At 41.8% G+C, this 16,519-nt stretch carries 8 protein-coding genes; 4 read left to right on the top strand and 4 right to left on the bottom strand.

Annotated elements, in window-relative coordinates; all coding sequences use genetic code 11:
* Positions 1–420 precede the first annotated feature (420 nt).
* Positions 421–1,719 (bottom strand): HEAT repeat domain-containing protein, encoded by a 1,299-nt coding sequence (locus tag AACU25_RS09380; protein WP_190445745.1) that lies wholly within the window; start codon positions 1,717–1,719, stop codon positions 421–423.
* A gap of 450 nt (positions 1,720–2,169) precedes the next feature.
* Between AACU25_RS09380 and topA the strand changes: the two genes are divergently transcribed.
* Complete coding sequence (gene topA / locus AACU25_RS09375) at positions 2,170–4,353, top strand: type I DNA topoisomerase (RefSeq protein WP_096574965.1); 2,184 nt, start codon at positions 2,170–2,172, stop codon at positions 4,351–4,353.
* Positions 4,354–5,038: 685 nt separating this feature from the next.
* On the opposite strand, the gene AACU25_RS09370 is transcribed toward topA, so the two are convergent.
* Together AACU25_RS09370 and AACU25_RS09365 are read right to left on the bottom strand one after the other, a co-directional pair.
* A complete protein-coding gene (locus AACU25_RS09370) occupies positions 5,039–8,221 on the bottom strand; it encodes an ATP-binding protein (RefSeq protein WP_096574961.1) in 3,183 nt (1,060 codons plus the stop codon).
* A 219-nt stretch (positions 8,222–8,440) separates the two neighbouring features.
* A complete protein-coding gene (locus AACU25_RS09365; RefSeq protein ID WP_190445746.1) occupies positions 8,441–9,439 on the bottom strand; it encodes an ABC transporter substrate-binding protein in 999 nt (332 codons plus the stop codon).
* A 445-nt stretch (positions 9,440–9,884) separates the two neighbouring features.
* Here AACU25_RS09365 and AACU25_RS09360 point away from each other — a divergent pair, with 445 nt between their 5' ends.
* The 3 genes from AACU25_RS09360 to AACU25_RS09350 all read left to right on the top strand — a co-directional run bounded on the left by AACU25_RS09360 (position 9,885) and on the right by AACU25_RS09350 (position 11,723).
* Positions 9,885–10,847, top strand: coding sequence for a fatty acid desaturase family protein (locus AACU25_RS09360; protein ID WP_096574959.1), 963 nt, complete (start codon positions 9,885–9,887; stop codon positions 10,845–10,847).
* Between the two features lie 37 nt (positions 10,848–10,884).
* The gene (locus tag AACU25_RS09355) at positions 10,885–11,118 is read left to right on the top strand and encodes a hypothetical protein (RefSeq protein WP_096574957.1); all 234 of its coding nucleotides are present in this window, start codon (positions 10,885–10,887) and stop codon (positions 11,116–11,118) included.
* A 209-nt stretch (positions 11,119–11,327) separates the two neighbouring features.
* A complete protein-coding gene (locus AACU25_RS09350; protein WP_096574956.1) occupies positions 11,328–11,723 on the top strand; it encodes a hypothetical protein in 396 nt (131 codons plus the stop codon).
* Positions 11,724–11,745: 22 nt separating this feature from the next.
* Here the strand turns inward: AACU25_RS09350 and AACU25_RS09345 are convergent, their stop codons facing one another.
* On the bottom strand, positions 11,746–14,952 hold the full coding sequence (locus tag AACU25_RS09345; protein WP_096574954.1) for an AAA family ATPase: 3,207 nt from the start codon (positions 14,950–14,952) through the stop codon (positions 11,746–11,748).
* Positions 14,953–16,519: the final 1,567 nt, after the last annotated feature.

Raw genomic sequence — 16,519 nt, 5'->3', positions numbered from 1 at the left:
AGCCTGAATTACATTTATTGATTTCATTAACTTAACGGATTTCTTGCCTTAATTTGGTACGGTTTGTTACAAGTGCTTTCCTCTGCAATATTTTAATTTAACTTTTTCTGAAAGTCGTTTTATATTTTTTCTCATTAATCGTCATCCAGAAGCCCCATTTGTCGCCAAATCTCCTCAAGACGAAATTTTAAATTTTCTTTCGTCGTATCTAAATATCAAGACAAGGGGATTGGGGACTGGGGACTGGGGATTGGGGACTGGGGACTGGGGATTGGGGACTGGGGACTGGGGATTGGGCAGATGAGAGAGAAATAAAAAACACCCATTACCTATTACCTATTACCCATTACCCATTACCCATTACCCATTACCCATTACCTATTACCCATTACCCATTACCCATTACCCCTTACCCCTTACCTACCACTCCGCCAAAGCGATCGCGACTCCTTGCTGTAATTCGGGGGTGAGGGTGGTGTTGTTGGCTAATTTTTGTAATTGTTGATGGGCGATTTCTGGTGAGAGATTTTTGAGGGCGGCGATCGCGTGTAGTCTTACTGATGGTTCTGCGTCTGCTAGGAGTAAAATCAATGGTTCAATCGCTTGGATGCAGCCTAGTTGTCCTAAGGAGAGGGCGATCGCATTTTTGATGTTGGCAAGTTCTTTGGCAGGATGGTTGGATTGCAGTATTGTCAATAAAATTTCTGTGGCTAATGGCGTTAACTCTGGCTGTTGTACTCGCCCTAAAACTGTGACAATTTCCTGCCACACTGTTTTGGATGTGCTTTGATTAAATGCTTGTTGGAGATATGCCAAACTTGCAGATGTTCCTAACCAACTCAGGGCGCAAATAATTTCTAATTGCAGCTTGATGGATATACTTGGTGATATTAAAGCCTCAAATAAGCATTGAGCCGCTTTGTCACTACCCATCCGAGCAAGGGTAATTGCAGTTGTACAAGCAACATTTTCGTTTAAATCATCAAGTCTCGGTTGCAGTTTTGTGACTAAATCTAATGTTTCGCATAATTCAGGGCGAAAACCTAAACCTTGGACTGCGGCGTGTCTGACTGAGGCGGCGAAATCATCTAAAGCTTTCACCAATACAGGGGGAATGCGTTCGTCATGAAAGCTGCTGAGGGCTTCAATGGCTGCGGTTCTCACTGCGGGTTGTGGATCTTCTACCACACTCAAAAGCGGCGTAATGGTGTCTGTGCTAGGAATATAGGAAAGCGATCGCACTGCTAAAAGTCTGGTATCTTCCGCAAGCAAGAGTTCAGTTAGTGCTGCACTAGCAAGGCGATCCATTTTCCCCAATGCATTAGCTGCCATTTGCTTGAGTTCTTGGCTATCGCTAGTTTTTAATAATTGTACTAAAGGTGCGATCGTTTCTGGATGCTGAAGTTCTCCTAATATCCTTGCTGTATACCAACGAACTTCCTCGTCTGCGTCTTCATCTTCTAAAATCTCAACTAATCGCGGAAGAGCTAATTTTCCTAAATGCTGAAAAATCTTCGCAATCTCCCAGCGTTGCTGAAAATCACCCATTTCTAAAATAGAGATGGTTAAATCCAGCAGAAGCTCTTGATTTTGCAATATTTCTGGATGTGTAGACTCTTGTTTGAGAATCAACTGTTGTAGATATTGAATCAGCAATGACCAATCAGCTGCATCATGTGCTGCTTGTGCTTGCACCAAAAGCTGGTTGATATTATTCACGATTCTTACAAACCTCTACACTGGTCATCTTTTATATTTTCTCAGGATTTATACAATCTAGCCAGGGGTTTCTAATTAGCAATCAAGTAGAGAAAATCTAGGGCTAATGTTCTGACTATGAACTTAATACCAAATCAAATAATGTTTGCGATACATCAATATATTCTAGAGCGTACGGCAGTCTAAGTAGTGGCGCGACAAGGCTAAAATGTGGCAATATAATTTTCTTGTGGGGTGGACATCTTGTCCGCCCAGGACGGGCAAGATGCCCATCCCACAAGAGTTTGAATAATACACTATTTTAGTCTAGACACGCCAGTAGGCTAATGCTTTACGAATTGCTGATGGTGCGGCGCTTGGCGACAACACAGCCTACTTCTCAGCACTCAATTTGTGCAAAACAGGTGTACTATAAAAAACTAAGAAGTCTTCTGTTAGGTTGCATCTGGTATGCCTAAACGCCTTCTAGTGGTTGAATCTCCAGGTAAAGTTAAAAAGCTCAGTCAAATTCTCGGTTCTGAGTGGATTGTACGCGCTAGTTGCGGTCACATTCGCGAACTGAGTAATGAAGGTGAGGATTCCCTGGGCTTTACTATGGATGGGAGTAATGTGCAGTGTCGCTATGTCCCCCGGGATCAACAGGCTAAGGAAACGATTCAGCAGTTAAAGGCGGCGGTAAAGCAGGTACAGGAAGTTGTTTTAGCTACAGATCCAGATAGAGAAGGGGAAACCATCGCTTGGCACCTCAAGGAAGCTTTGGGACTGAGGCAACCAAAACGGGTGGTGTACACTGAAATTACAGAAGCAGCAGTCAGAACAGCGATCGCACATCCTAGAGAATTAGATACAAATTTGGTAGGGGCGGGATTGTGCCGCGATTGTTTAGATAAGTTGGTAGGTTATAAGGGCAGTCCTTTAGTTTGGGCTTTGAATAATGGGGCGAAAAGTGTCGGGAGAGTGCAAAGTGCTACCTTACATTTAATCTGTCAACGCGAGAGAGAAATTCAAACTTTTGTCCCCCAAGATTATTGGAGTGTTTGGGTAGATTACGCTGAAGGCTTCCGTGCTTTCTACAAAGGGATGGCGAATGCACCTAAGGAAGCAGCGAAGGAAGAAGCGGAAGTTAATGACGATGCAGCGGTGAATAGCACCCAAGCGCCAGAATCTACCCGTGTACTTGCAGAAGCGGAAGCAAATCGCCTAGTAGAAGAGGCGCGCCGCCATCCTCACAAAGTGGTGCAATTTGAAGGTAAGATTGTTAACCGCCAACCACCACCACCATTTATCACCTCTACTTTACAGCAAGCTGCGGGTTCTCGGTTGCGCTTTGCCCCAGAGAAGACAATGCAGGTAGCACAAAAGCTCTATGAGGCTGGGCTAATTACTTATATGCGAACAGATTCAGTAATGCTGAGTCCGGAGTTCTGTGATAGCGCCCGTAAGTGGTTGGAGCAAAACGATCCGCAAAATGTCCCCCAAAAAACTACCAGACATCGCAGTAACAAAACTGCTCAGGAAGCCCATGAAGCGATTCGCCCTACAGATGTGTTTCGCCCTTCTGTGCAGTTACGCCTAGAACTAACTGCAGATGAGTTTAACTTGTATGTCTTAATTTGGAAAAGAGCGATCGCATCCCAATGTCGAGCCGCACAACTGCGAAAAACCCTGGTAATTACTCAATCTGGGGATATTCTCTGGCAAGCAAGAGGACAAATTGTGGAGTTTTTAGGTTATGCGCGCTACTGGCCTAACCTGAGTAAAGATAGTATTTTGCCTAATTTACAACAAGGGCAAATGCTAACTTTAGAAAATGCTGGACATGAGAAGAAACAAACCCAACCGCCACCCCGTTACAGCGAACCCAAATTAGTACAGTTAATGGAGCGTAAAGGCATTGGTCGTCCTAGTACCTATTCTCCCACAATCGCCACCCTGAAAAAACGCGGATATGTGCAGTTAGCCAAAGATAGTTTACAGCCGACAACATTGGGGTTAGAAGTCGATGCCTTTTTACAGAAAGCCCTACCCGACTTATTAGAAACAGAATTTACTGCCAAAATGGAAGATGCCCTAGATGCGATCGCATCTGGTAAACAACAGTGGCAGCAATATCTCACCAAATGGAATGAGAGTTATTTTGCACCCGCCTTAGCCAAAGCCAAAACCATCGTCGTGAGTGCGGCGACTGGCGTAAAAAATTATCCTATGGCGGAACGCAAATTTGAGACTTCCCGCACTCGTTGCCCACAATGCAAGAATCATTTAGCCAAAATTAAGAGCAGTAAAGTTAAAAAGAAATATTTCCTCAAATGCGTCAGTGGGTGCGATAACATCGTGCTGTTTTGGAGCGAATATAGCAAAAGTTGGGAAGCACCCCGTTCTCAAGCCGCGAAGGAAACGAAGGAAATTAAGGAAGCAACTCCGCAAAAATCCAAAGCTGCAATTACCAAATACTCCTGTCCAGTATGTCACAAGCCTTTAGAAGAATACAGTTATGTCAAAGATGGACAGAACAAGAAAATGCTGCGCTGTTCCAACCCCCAATCCCGCAACGATAAAAAACACAAAGATGTCGCCTACTTCAGCACCCAGAAAGGTTGGTGGAGTCCGAAGTTAGGGGAGTTGAAGGGGTGAGGGGGACTGGGGACTGGGGACTGGGGACTGGGGATTGGGGACTGGGGATAAGGGAGATGTAGACGCTTTGCGGTGTTCGCGTAGCGTCTCCGCAGGAGAAGCAGTGCGTTGGGCGGGTTCCCCGACTTGTTCGCATAGCGTCTCCCCTTGGGAGAAGCAACTGCTGAACCCGGGAGGGCTTCCCGCAGGGTGGGGGATGAGGTGGCAATAAGAAAATACAATTCAGTTAAGAAAATTAATTGATAAAAAAATCAAAAAGCTGATTATACCAAATCAAATAATGTTTGCGACACATCAATATATTCTAGAGGGCACGGCGTGCCGTGCCCCTACAATCTGTCGCATTGTTTTTTCAGATTGGTATTACCCCTCTTTTATCACTTTCGGGAGAGAATAATCTGGAATGCTTACAGCATAAGACTTTTACCAAAAAAACATGATTTTAGCCATTGTGTTAGAAAATAAACGCTCAAATGCCCATTCTATCTACAGTTCAAATTTTGGCTTTGATTTTTCTTTTCCCAGAGTGACAAAACAGGGATTACTCAAAAAAAAGCAGATCAATCATTTTGGAGGGGGTTTGGGGGACGGTTGCGTCCCCCAATCGGGGGTTTGGGGGAGAATCCCCCAATTCTTCCGGCTTCTTTAATAAATAAGTAACAAATTACCAATTACCAATTACCAATTACCCAACACACCTTCCCCTCTCTTCCTGCAATGCTACTTGAACCTTCACAAACTCTGTTTCTAAATGCTTTAGTTTGTCCTGAACATTGGTGATTCCGGTAGAGGCGATCGCTTCTAGTTCGCGGCAGAGATTTGCTAGCTTGGTGGCTCCTAGATAGTCGCTGCTTGATTTCCAGCTATGGGCTAGGCGATGTAAAGTCTTAGCATCTCCTTGAGCAACTGCGGTTTTTATTTGTTGCAGCATTAGTGGGGAATCTTCTAAATAGCAATCAATCATTTCTACCAGGAATGTTGCCCCATCTCTGGCTGCAAGTTGCTGAATTTGTTGCAAAGCTTTGGTATTAATTACTGGTAATTCTCTTTCTGCAATATCTGTTTGCGGTTGCTTGTGATGTACTTGCGTGGGTTGAGCGCTATTATTCGCCGCTATTGGCAAACATCGATTTAAAGCTTGAGCCAAAGTATCAATCCGGATCGGTTTGGTAATGTAATCATCCATCCCGGCGCTGAGACATTCTTCTTTGTCGCCTTGTAGCGCCCGGGCTGTCATGGCGATAATCCGGGGACGAGAATCGGCTGCATATTTAGCACAAATTACCTGAGTAGCTTCAATCCCGCCCATTTCTGGCATTTGCACATCCATTAAAATTACGTCATAACGCAACTTTTGCACTGCTGCTAAAACCTCTACCCCATTACTCACAACATCGGCGCGATACCCCAGTTGTTTGAGCATCAATACTGCAAGTTTCTGATTGACTGGATGATCTTCTGCGAGCAAAATTCTCAGAGAAGATGATTCTGCGATCGCAGAATTAACTGAGTGCGATTGATTTAACTGGGTACTTTTTTGGTTAGCAGTTAATTGCCCATGAGTTTCTGTAGTGGCGACAGCAGCAGCAACAGGGGCGGCGATGGTGAAATGAAAAGTCGATCCCTCTGTTTGCTGACTTTCCACCCACATCTTACCGCCCATCATTTCGCTAAGTTGGCGGCTAATCGCTAATCCTAAACCTGTGCCACCATAGCGGCGAGTTGTGGAAGAATCTACTTGACTGAAGGATTGAAATAACCGATTGAGTTTTTCTGGGGGAATGCCAATTCCTGTATCGCGCACAGCAAAATGTAGCTGATAAGGCACATCAGCAGAACCAACTGGTAAATCTCTGATTTTGGCTGTAACTGTGACATTGACACTACCATTTTCAGTAAACTTAATCGCATTACTCAACAAATTCACCAAAATCTGACGTAGCCGAGTTACATCTCCCACAATAATTTTAGGTACATCGGCGGCGAAATGATAGCTAATTTCTAATCCTTTAGCTACGGCACTATTAGCTAGTAAAGCGATAGATTCTTTTAGGCAATTTAGCAGATCAAAAGGTTCTGCTTCTAGTTCTAATTTGCCTGATTCAATTTTGGAAAAATCTAAAATGTCATTAATTAAGGATAGTAAAATTTCCCCACTAGAGCGAATTGTCTCTACAGCATCTTGTTGTTCTGGAGTCAGGTTTGTATCTAATAAAATCCCCGTCATCCCAATCACCGCATTCATCGGTGTGCGGATTTCGTGGCTCATATTCGCCAGAAAATCACTTTTAGCCTGAGTCGCTGCTTCTGCGGCCTCTTTTGCCTGCTGTAATTCAATTTCTGCCTGTTTACGCTCTGTAATATCCTCCGCGATGCCCATTATATATTGTGGGTTACCTGCATTATCAAAAATTGGTAACTTCTTAGTATGTAAAATTCTAGTGCCGTAATTTCTAGTTTGAATTGGTTCTTCGGGAATATCTAAAATGCTACCGGAAGCGATTATTTCCCTATCTTTACTAGTAAAGAAATCAGCTTGTTCTTTCAAGAAGAAATCATAATCGCTCTTACCTAGTAAATCTTCTCGGGAATAACCTAACAGTTCCTCCCCAGCTTTATTTATTTGCACAAACTTCAAGTCTTTGGCATCTTTGACAAAAATCATGTTGGGAATATTTTCGATAATCGAAGTCAGAAATCTTTGCACATTTTTAATTTCTGCTTCCGATTGCCTGATATTACTAATATCGCGAAAATACCAAATTCTGCCGTAAAGTTCACCGCTCAGAGAAATCACGCTGGTAGAGTAGCGATCAAAAATCCGCCCATCTTTAAAAGTAATTTCATCACGGCTAGCTAGTTCTGGATGCTGATATAAATACTCGACTTTCTCCACAAATTCTTCTGGATCGGCTAGACTAGCCAGCACCAAATCTAATAATTGGCGATCGCTATTTTCTACAATCTCAGGAGTAATATTCCATAACTGACAAAATTGTTGATTATAAGAAACAACTTTGCGGTTTTCATCAATAATTAAAATGCCATCAAGCGCCGATTCCTGCTGTGCCTTTAAGGTAGCATTTTGGCGACGCAAAGCTTTAGTATTTTCCTGAATACCTACAGCCATACGATCAAAAGCGATGGAGATTTGAGCCAGTTCATCTGAACCTGATAAACCTGCACGAACACTTAATTCTCCATTAGCTAACCTATTAGTTACCGCAACTAAATGATCAACTCGGCGTGTTAAGGTACGGTAAAAAAAGAACCATAAGCCAATACAAAATAATGCTAAAACTGTGCTGGAAACAACAGTTCGACTCGCCGCATCTGCATAAGCTTCCTGCTTTTCGCTCACCAAATCATATTCCATAAATAAAACACCCACCCTGGAAGGACGGATTTCTCCTGGTTGGGCTTGCAAAAGCACAGGATAAATAACTTTGAGATAGCGCTTATCTGGAGAAAGCGTGACTTCTCCCGCCATTTTTTCGCGCACGATCGCAAATCTCGATAAATTAGGCGCGGCTTCTGTATCCTTTACCAGACGTTTGCGTAATTCATAATTATTTGACAGCAGAATCCTATCCTGCTCGTTAACTACTAAAATCAAAGGCAATCGCGGATTACTTCCCAATTGACTGATGACAATTTCAGCCTGTTCTACATCCCCTCCCCTGTAAAGGTAATCTAATATGCTTGCAATTTGACTTCCCAATGATTGCGCGTAGTGAGTTGCGTTTTCTTCAGTTTTGTGGTTACTTGCAGCAATTTCTCGATTTAAAGAAAAAAGCCCTAGTACTGTGCCAAACACAATTAAAACCGCAGGGATTGAAAAGCGTAGGGGAAAGGGGAAGCGTTTCATAACAAGCACAGAACTTAAGTAAGAATGTTAGGGAATCTTGAGAAATAAGGGAACAGGGGGAAAGGGGAAGGGTAAAAGGGGAAAAGGGTTTGTTTCATTCATAAAAGGTAGATGCTTTGGACAAAAAAGTCAGAAGTTGAGACTGTGTCTAGTCAAAAAGTTGCGTTTACCATCAGGATGATTATTTTGAGATTTCCTGAATCTTGGAATGCAGCAACTCTAGAGTTTAGCGTTTTTGACAAAGCGATCATCAAGAATGCTAGCAGCATCAATTGCTGTGGGAATTAATTTGTGTTCTACCATTACTTTGACAAGTCTTTTCATGCCATTAACTAAAGCAGGATCAGTTTGATTGAGCAATCTTTGATTTTGTTCGAGGTGAGGTTGGTGCATCCCTTTAAAAGCATCAAGAATTTGCTGAGGGGTTACTCCAGTGCGTGGGGCGATTAAAGCCGCAGCAGCCTCCGGATTTTTGTTCAAGTAATCCAAGGCGCGGAACCGTTCGTTCACCAGAGTTTGAACTGTCAGAGAGTTATTAGCGATCGCATCTTCGCTGACAACTAGAGTATCAACAATTTCACCGGGAATTTGACTACTATCAAATAAAAGTTTGGCACCTGCTGCCAGTAATTTGAAGCGTGGCGGCCCAAATGTCACAATTGCATCAACTTTATCTTCGTTAAAAGCTCGCTCATGCTGGGAAAAATCTAAGGATATAATTTTTACATCATTGGGAGATAATCCATTTTTTTCCAGCGCCCTAGCGATAAAGAAAGCGCCTAAAGCTGTAGACTCCACACCAACTCGCTTTCCCTTTAAAGCTTTGATGTCAGCAATCTCTGGTTTACCCAGAATCACATCCCCACCATTAGACACATCCATCACCGCAATAATGCGGAGATTTTTTTGAGTTGCAGCCAGTAGCATTGCTTGATCGATAGATAATCCTGCGCCTTCAATTTCGTGGTTGCGGTATGCCCTGACTTCCTCTGTTCCCGATGGATAATCAACCAAGCGGATGGGTGTATCTTTGTAGTAACCCAAATGACGCGCTAAATACAGGGTTTCATACCCCGGCCACATATTCGTACCAATCCTTAGCAATGGAAATTTGGGATTAGGTGTCATGCAATTTGTCAGAGCGATCGCACAAATTAACGCCATCAAACCAAGTACCCATCGCTGCAGCTTTTTCGCTTTGCTGAACTTTGTTGTCATCCTTTCTACATGAAATTTATCAGTAATGTATGCAACATAGTGCCACAAAATTTACAAGCTGAGACAGGGCAAGAACCTCTTTTCTCTATGTTCTCTTCCTCTCTGCGGTTTAAAAAGTATTTAACCACATAGGCAAAGGGGACGCAGAGAGACAACATACTTCTCTACCGATAATCTGAATTTTTTGATGGAAATACCGCTAAATTGCTGCGATCGCGTTGCCTTTGGCTTACGTAAATATTATCTAAAAATCTGTATGCTATGTAACTAAAAGCCCAATTGCTTTTCCCTAAAATGCTTTACATCTAATCGATGAATGATGTATTAAATTATAGCTTTGTATCTACAAGACAACACTTAATTGTAGAGCTTGCTTGCTGTTTTTGCCTAAGCCCTAACAAAGAATACTGGAATCACACAATTGAGATGATGTGGAGTGTTAACTATGTCAAGTGAGATGATTACTCAAACTAAATTATGGGATGATAAAACGGAGCAACATCAAAATCCGCAGCAAATTCTCAGCGTTGAAGAATTAAGCATTTTAAATGAACGCTCTAACTTGAAAGGGTTAGTACAACTAATAGGACATTTAGCAATTATTGGATGTAGTGGCTATGTTTGGGCTACTAACTTTGGTAATTGGCCGTTAGCCATCCCTGCATTAATCATTTATGGCTTTAGTTTGGCTTGTATGTTTGCACCGATGCACGAAGCTGGACATAGAACTGCTTTTGCCAACAATCGCTTAAATGATATTGTTGCTTGGTTTGCAGGTGTACTCTCGTTTTACAACAGTACATTTTATCGTCGCTATCACAAATGGCATCACCGTTATACTCGCGTTCCCGGTAAAGATCCAGAATTAACGGATCTCACACCGCGCAACCTGGGTGAGTATTTCTTGGTACTTAGCGGTTTACCTTGGTGGTTAGACAAAATCCAAGGACATTATCGCGCAGCGCTGGGAAAACTGGATAATTGCCCATTTATCCCAGATACAGCAAAAGCTGAGGTGATTCGTTCTACCAGATTACAATTAGCAGTTTATGCAGGTGCGATCGCGGTTTCATTTGCAGTCGGTAAACCTTGGTTTTTCATGTATTGGCTACTACCCCTAATTGTCGGTCAACCGCTTTTACGTTTTATTTTATTAGGAGAACATACAGGCTGTACTCTTGATGCTAACCTGCTAACCAACACGCGCATCACCTTTACACTTTGGCCTGTGCAGTTTTTAATGTGGAATATGCCGCTTCATGCAGTACATCATTTGTATCCATCAATTCCATTCCATGCCATGCCGCAAGCATATCCCATGTTGAGTAATCATTTTACTCATGTGGATTCAGGTTATATCAAAGTCAACCAATATATTCTGGCTAACTTAGGAAAGTTACCTTGCTAAATCTTTTCTACAACTTTTTTAGTAGTCCATAAGCAAGATGAAGTTTTTTGAGCTTGCAGCAAACTTAGAAATAAGTAAGCGTAAATCATCAAAAACCATGACTACTGACAAACCAAATTCCCAAAATATTGCTGCAACTAATTCTCCAAGCGGTGAAAGCAAAAAAGAACTCAATCAAAAAACTTCGCTTGAATTTTCCGTTAGCCTTGTCTTAGGCGTTTTATTTATTATTCTGGCAGCAGCCACCGCTTATTTCGGATTAGTTCGCTAAGTTTCTCTAGCGAGAAAATAGCATAGGTATCTTAGTAATATCTATCTAGCTTGTTTTTAGACAAGCTTTTTTTTGCTAAATATTTGAGTAAAAGTTTTACCGATATTTTCCCATAACGAGCTTCAATTAAGCGCTTATAAATTCGTTATTATTACCGAGGTAACAAGAAATACCGCGTGTGAAGCTAGAGAAAAAGTATTTTCTCGAATATGACAATCATAGAGTTTCTAATTTCTATTAATGGTGTAGGTCAAATATGGGCTGGTGATGGTCAATTCTTGGGAGTATTATCAACTGCCCAATATGACTCAAACTCAATCGCAAATTCTTTTGGGATATATGGCGGTCAATTTGGTATGTACAGCATCTTTAATTCTTTTGGGATATATGGCGGTCAATTTGGTATGTACAGCCCTTACAATCCTCACTGCTTAAATCCCCCTATTATCATTTACCAAGGTCAGCCGGTACTGATGGTTACAAGAAATACCTATGCACAAACTAATGGGCTACCAGTTATTGACCCTGATTTTTTAGCAAATGTATATACACAAGTTGGACATTCAAGTAATGTAAATTCTATGTTCCATTCTGGTTGGAATTAAATTTCTCATCTGTTCAGTTTTATTACAGTTTTGCAAGCAAGGCTAAAGCATTCTTCAAGTCTTTGGTTTCAAATCCCTCAGAAAAACTACCGTAAATCTGGGAAAGTATTTTTTCTGCAGCTTCATTCTTACCTTGCTGCTGCCATAAACGCGCCAAACTAATTGTGGCCTTGAGTTCTAATGACTTGGCACCCTGACGACGGGAAATATCGAGAGATTGAAGAAAACATTCTTCTACTGCAGCTTCTTGTGCTTGAGCCTTTGTCTGCTGTAGTTGCACTCTTAAATGCTCTCCTTTAATTCGATATAACTCCGCTTCCCAGAAACATTCTCCTGTTTTCTTCACTTCACTCAGTGCTTTAGCCACAACTACAAGCGCTTCTTCAGGTTGCCCTAATTTTCCATAAGCCTCAGATAGCAGCGCTAGAAAATACGGTAGCCAGCCTTGTGTACCTGTACTTTGGAAAGTGGTTAATCCTTTGCATATCTGGGCAATTCCCTCCTGTGCTTCTCCCAAATGAGCGATCGCCCAACCGCGTAAGATATTTCCCCACCCCAGCCAAAAAGGAAAACTCTGTTCTTGCGCTAAGGTAATCACTGCATCTGCTAGCTGCAATACAGTTTGTGTTTCTCCCAGAAATTGATAAAGCCAAGAAGTACAGGCTTGAGCTTGGGTTAAACTGTAGGGATGAGATAACTGCTTTGCCAGAGCGATCGCTTTTTCGCTGTACTGCATAGCTGCTTCTGGGAAGCCTAACAACCAGACATTCCAAGAGTTAACAGCTAAACTGGCAACTCCAACATCTTGTCCAGTAATAAATGCGTGGGAGTGATGCAGCTGTGGTTCGTAAAGGGCAATTCCTTGCTCAAAGTGTTCTCGAGAACTGGCAAATTCTCCTAGCCAGAATAAGTCTAGTCCTAAAGTAAAATGAGACTCTAGTTCTAAACCTCGGTCTTGCTCGGCTATGGCGATGCTCATCAGTCGCTGCCCATATTCTAGCGAAGTCTGATACCTTGCTTGCCCCGCAGACATGGCCCATAATCCCCTCAGTACCCAAAATAATTTAGGCGTTTCCCCAATCTGTTCGCAGAGTTCTTCACTGCGTTTGTAAGCCAGTTCTACTTCTAAAGCTGCATAACCTTTGGTGGCGACTAAAGCTGTACCTAAGGTAGTCTGGAAAGCTAATTCTTGCTGATTCCGTTCTGGGGTAACTGACATAGTCAATAGCAATTCCAATCCTTTATGGAGATGCTCTATGGCTTCGAGATTGGCTGAAGATGCAACTGCTTTTTGACCAGCTAGTTGCCAGTAATGAATGGCTTGTTCTTTCAATTCTGCTTTTGTGTAGTGATAAGCCAACAGTTCTGGTTCTGTCTCGGCAAATTCTGGAAACTGCTCCTCTAAAACTTGCACAAGTTTCTGGTGATAATTTTTGCGGGTGCTTTTCAGCAATGACTCATAAGCTGCATCGTGAATCAGAGAGTGTTTGAATACATAGGATGCTTGCACATTAACCACAATCAGCAAATTGGCATTGACTAACTGAGTCAGCGAGCTATTCAGCGTTGCTGTATCTAAAGGTGAAACAGCTCTCAGCACCTCATAGCTAAACTTCCGCCCAATAATGGCAGCGATTTGTGCTACTTCTTTAGCTGTGCCTAAGCGATCCAATTTGGCCATCAGCAAGTCTTGGATAGTATCAGGAATCGTCACATCATCAATAGCCTCTCCCTCTGCTAGCCATCTCGATTCCAGAGCCATTTTGGCCATCTCTTCAATAAATAAAGGGATGCGATCGCTTTTTGCCACCATGAGCTTGATTACTGACTCTGGTACAGCTTGGTCGCCTGTTATCTGCTGGATCAGCAGCTTTGTTTGTGATTCTGATAATTGTTTGATGGTAATCTGGCTAAAATACTCATAATTAGAATTTAAAAAGTTAAATCCTGGTCTGGCTGTACACAGTAACAACACACGCGACTGCGAAGCTTGCTTGGCGATGAGGTTTAGCAGTTCTATTGTAGAAGGATCAACCCAGTGCAAGTCTTCAAAAATTAATAAATATGGCTGTTGGGCAGCAAGTGCCATCACCATAGTTAAGAGAGATTCTAAAGTTTTCTGCTTCTGTACCTGAGCAGATAAATTCAGTGCTGGGTAACGTTCATCTAAAGGAATTGATAGCAGATGAGCTAACAGTGGTATTACCAACTCTATCTGACATTCATACTTATGTAATAACTGCTCTAGCTTTGCTAGCTTAATTTCCGGGGAATCTTTGCTCGCCAAATGCATCTGTCTTTCTAGCAAATCGATGACAGGATAGAGCGCGCTATTTTGGTAATAAGGAGAACAATAGCATTCGCGTAATACATAGTCATCGTTGGCAATTTGCTCTTTAAACACCTGCACCAGGCGGGATTTACCTATCCCCGCTTCACCAGTAATTAATACTACTTGCCCGTTACCAGACTGCACCTGCTGCCACAAATGAAGTAGGGTTTCTAGCTCTTGCTCTCTACCAACATAAGGAGTCAGACAGCCTGTAGCCGCTTCTAAACGGTTGTGCACATCTTTTTCCTGTTGCGCCCCATACACTTCCATTGGTTGCGGAACACCTTTGAGACTGTGGTATCCCAAAGATTGGCACTCAAAATAACCTTGAATAATTTTATAAGTAGCAGCACTGATAACTACTGTATTAACTGGTGCTACAGTCTGGATTCTAGAAGCAATATTTGGGGTATCGCCAATAATAGCCATTTGTTCGTGGGTATCATCGTTACCCATTTCTCCTAATACGGCTCTACCCGTGTGTATACCGATACGTACATCTAGTTTGATATTTTTTTCTGACATTAAGCGAGCATTCAGTTGCTCCATATCGGCGATAATTCCAAAACCGGCGCGGATTGCTCGTTGGGCATTATCTTCGTAGGCTACTGGATACCCAAAGAATACCATCAGCCCATCTCCGTAACTCTGGGCAATTCTGCCTCCATTGCGATGAATTGCCTCAGCGCTGAGTTGTCGATAAGCTAAGATAATCTCTCGTAAATCTTCTGGATCGATTTGCTTGGATAATGCTGTAGAACCCACTAAATCGCAAAACATCACAGAGACTTGACGACGTTCAGCTTGAGGGGATTGGGGATACTCCTGTTTTTGATTGCCTAATTGCTGTTTGATTGGCAGAGAAGTTTCTTGAGAAAGGCGTGTACCGCATTGCATACAAAACTTTGCTGTAACTGGATTTTCAAATAGACAATTAGGGCAATTCACTTGCTAACTCCTACTGGCAGATAGATTCCTCTAAGATTCCGAGATATTCAGTGAATAATAATTTTAGATTGTGTATAGCAGCCCTAAACCCAAAAATTTACGCAAATTTAAGGTTTCAGCGCTAATAGCAATTGGATAAATAATAGCTATAAATAGGTTAAGAACATTTATCTCTATTAATATTGATTTTTGGCAATTTGTCAGCAAATTTCAAGCTGCAATCCTAGATGATATTGGGCTTCCGTAATTTTTAATTCATCATTTGCGCTGATGGATTGGGATTGCAGTTGAAAATAAAAATCATAAAACTTTGAATAAAGTAATAAAAGCCTCGGCTCTCAATTTGGCATTTTAAGTTTAAAATTTTTAATTCAAAAGCTTTAATAACAGGCATTCTCAAACAATATTGCCCATAGCAATTTAATATGAGTAAAGCCACGACATTAGTTATAAATGTAAAGAAAAATATCTGTTGATGAGAAGCAGGGTAAATTGTTGATTTGACTGAGATTGTATGCGTTGCAATACTACAAGGGATAGCATTTTGAACTCAAAATTGGTTTTGGGGAAAAGGTTAAAGGTTAATGGTTAAAGGTTTTTTCTTTCCCTTTTCCCATTCCCCTTTTTCCCTTTAACCGACAAGTATTTTTATGTGTTGTGGTGGGATTTCTAGCCAGTTGTTCTCGTCCGTCAAGATTGCTGTGTTCATGATGTAGCGGTGACAGCAATCTCACAACTGGCCCACGATAGCAGAAGGAGGGATTTTTGGTGCGTCTGTCACACAATCTTCTTGCTGTCGTTCTCTGTTGTTATCTATTGAAACTCAAGTTTAAATACTTGGGATGCCAAATTGCCAAAAAGAAATCAGGAGTTACAACAGATGCCGTACTTTCGCTGCTAACGCATCCTACTGATATCCTTTAAAAAAGAATGCCACAGATTGTAGGGGCAAGGTAATGCCCAAAATTTTGAGTCTACTTTAGTTTTCTTACAACATTAAGCCTTAAACCTTGACCATTAAGCCTTAAACCTCGAGCATTAAGCCTTAAACCTCGAGCATTAAGCCTTAAACCTTGAGCATTAAGCCTTAAACCTCGAGCATTAAGCCTTAAACCTTGAGCATTAAGCCTTAAACCTTGACCATTAAGCCTTAAACCTTGACCATTAAGCCTTAAACCTTGACCATTAAGCCTTAAACCTTGACCATTAAGCCTTAAACCTTGAACATTAAGCCTTAAACCTTGACCATTAAGGGTTAAAGTTTGACCATTAAGGGTTAAAGTTTGACCATTAAGGGTTAAAGTTTAAGCGATCGCCTATGCAGGCAGTGTTATTGTAATACAGCAGATTACAAGTTGGTACAGATAATTCTAAGGGCAAGGCAATGCCTTGCCCTTAGAATATATTGATGTGTCGCAAACATTATTTAATTTAGTATTAGAGGTTGTTTGAAAAGTTTTTCCCTGTGATTTTAATTGCACTGTTACCCCCCTTAATCCCCCCTTGTCAAGGGGGG

The organism is Tolypothrix tenuis PCC 7101 (assembly GCF_963874875.1).
Lineage (GTDB): Bacteria > Cyanobacteriota > Cyanobacteriia > Cyanobacteriales > Nostocaceae > Aulosira > Aulosira tenue.
Note: the sequence above shows the minus strand (reverse complement) of the source record. Positions and strands in the feature narration are given on the sequence as shown.

Coding starts and splice junctions, on each gene's coding strand:
- topA (WP_096574965.1), top strand. CDS start 2,170: ATGCCTAAACGCCTTCTAGTGGTTGAATCTCCAGGTAAAGTTAAAAAG.
- AACU25_RS09370 (WP_096574961.1), bottom strand. CDS start 8,221: ATGAAACGCTTCCCCTTTCCCCTACGCTTTTCAATCCCTGCGGTTTTA.
- AACU25_RS09345 (WP_096574954.1), bottom strand. CDS start 14,952: ATGCAATGCGGTACACGCCTTTCTCAAGAAACTTCTCTGCCAATCAAA.
- AACU25_RS09355 (WP_096574957.1), top strand. CDS start 10,885: ATGAAGTTTTTTGAGCTTGCAGCAAACTTAGAAATAAGTAAGCGTAAA.
- AACU25_RS09360 (WP_096574959.1), top strand. CDS start 9,885: ATGTCAAGTGAGATGATTACTCAAACTAAATTATGGGATGATAAAACG.
- AACU25_RS09350 (WP_096574956.1), top strand. CDS start 11,328: ATGACAATCATAGAGTTTCTAATTTCTATTAATGGTGTAGGTCAAATA.
- AACU25_RS09365 (WP_190445746.1), bottom strand. CDS start 9,439: ATGACAACAAAGTTCAGCAAAGCGAAAAAGCTGCAGCGATGGGTACTT.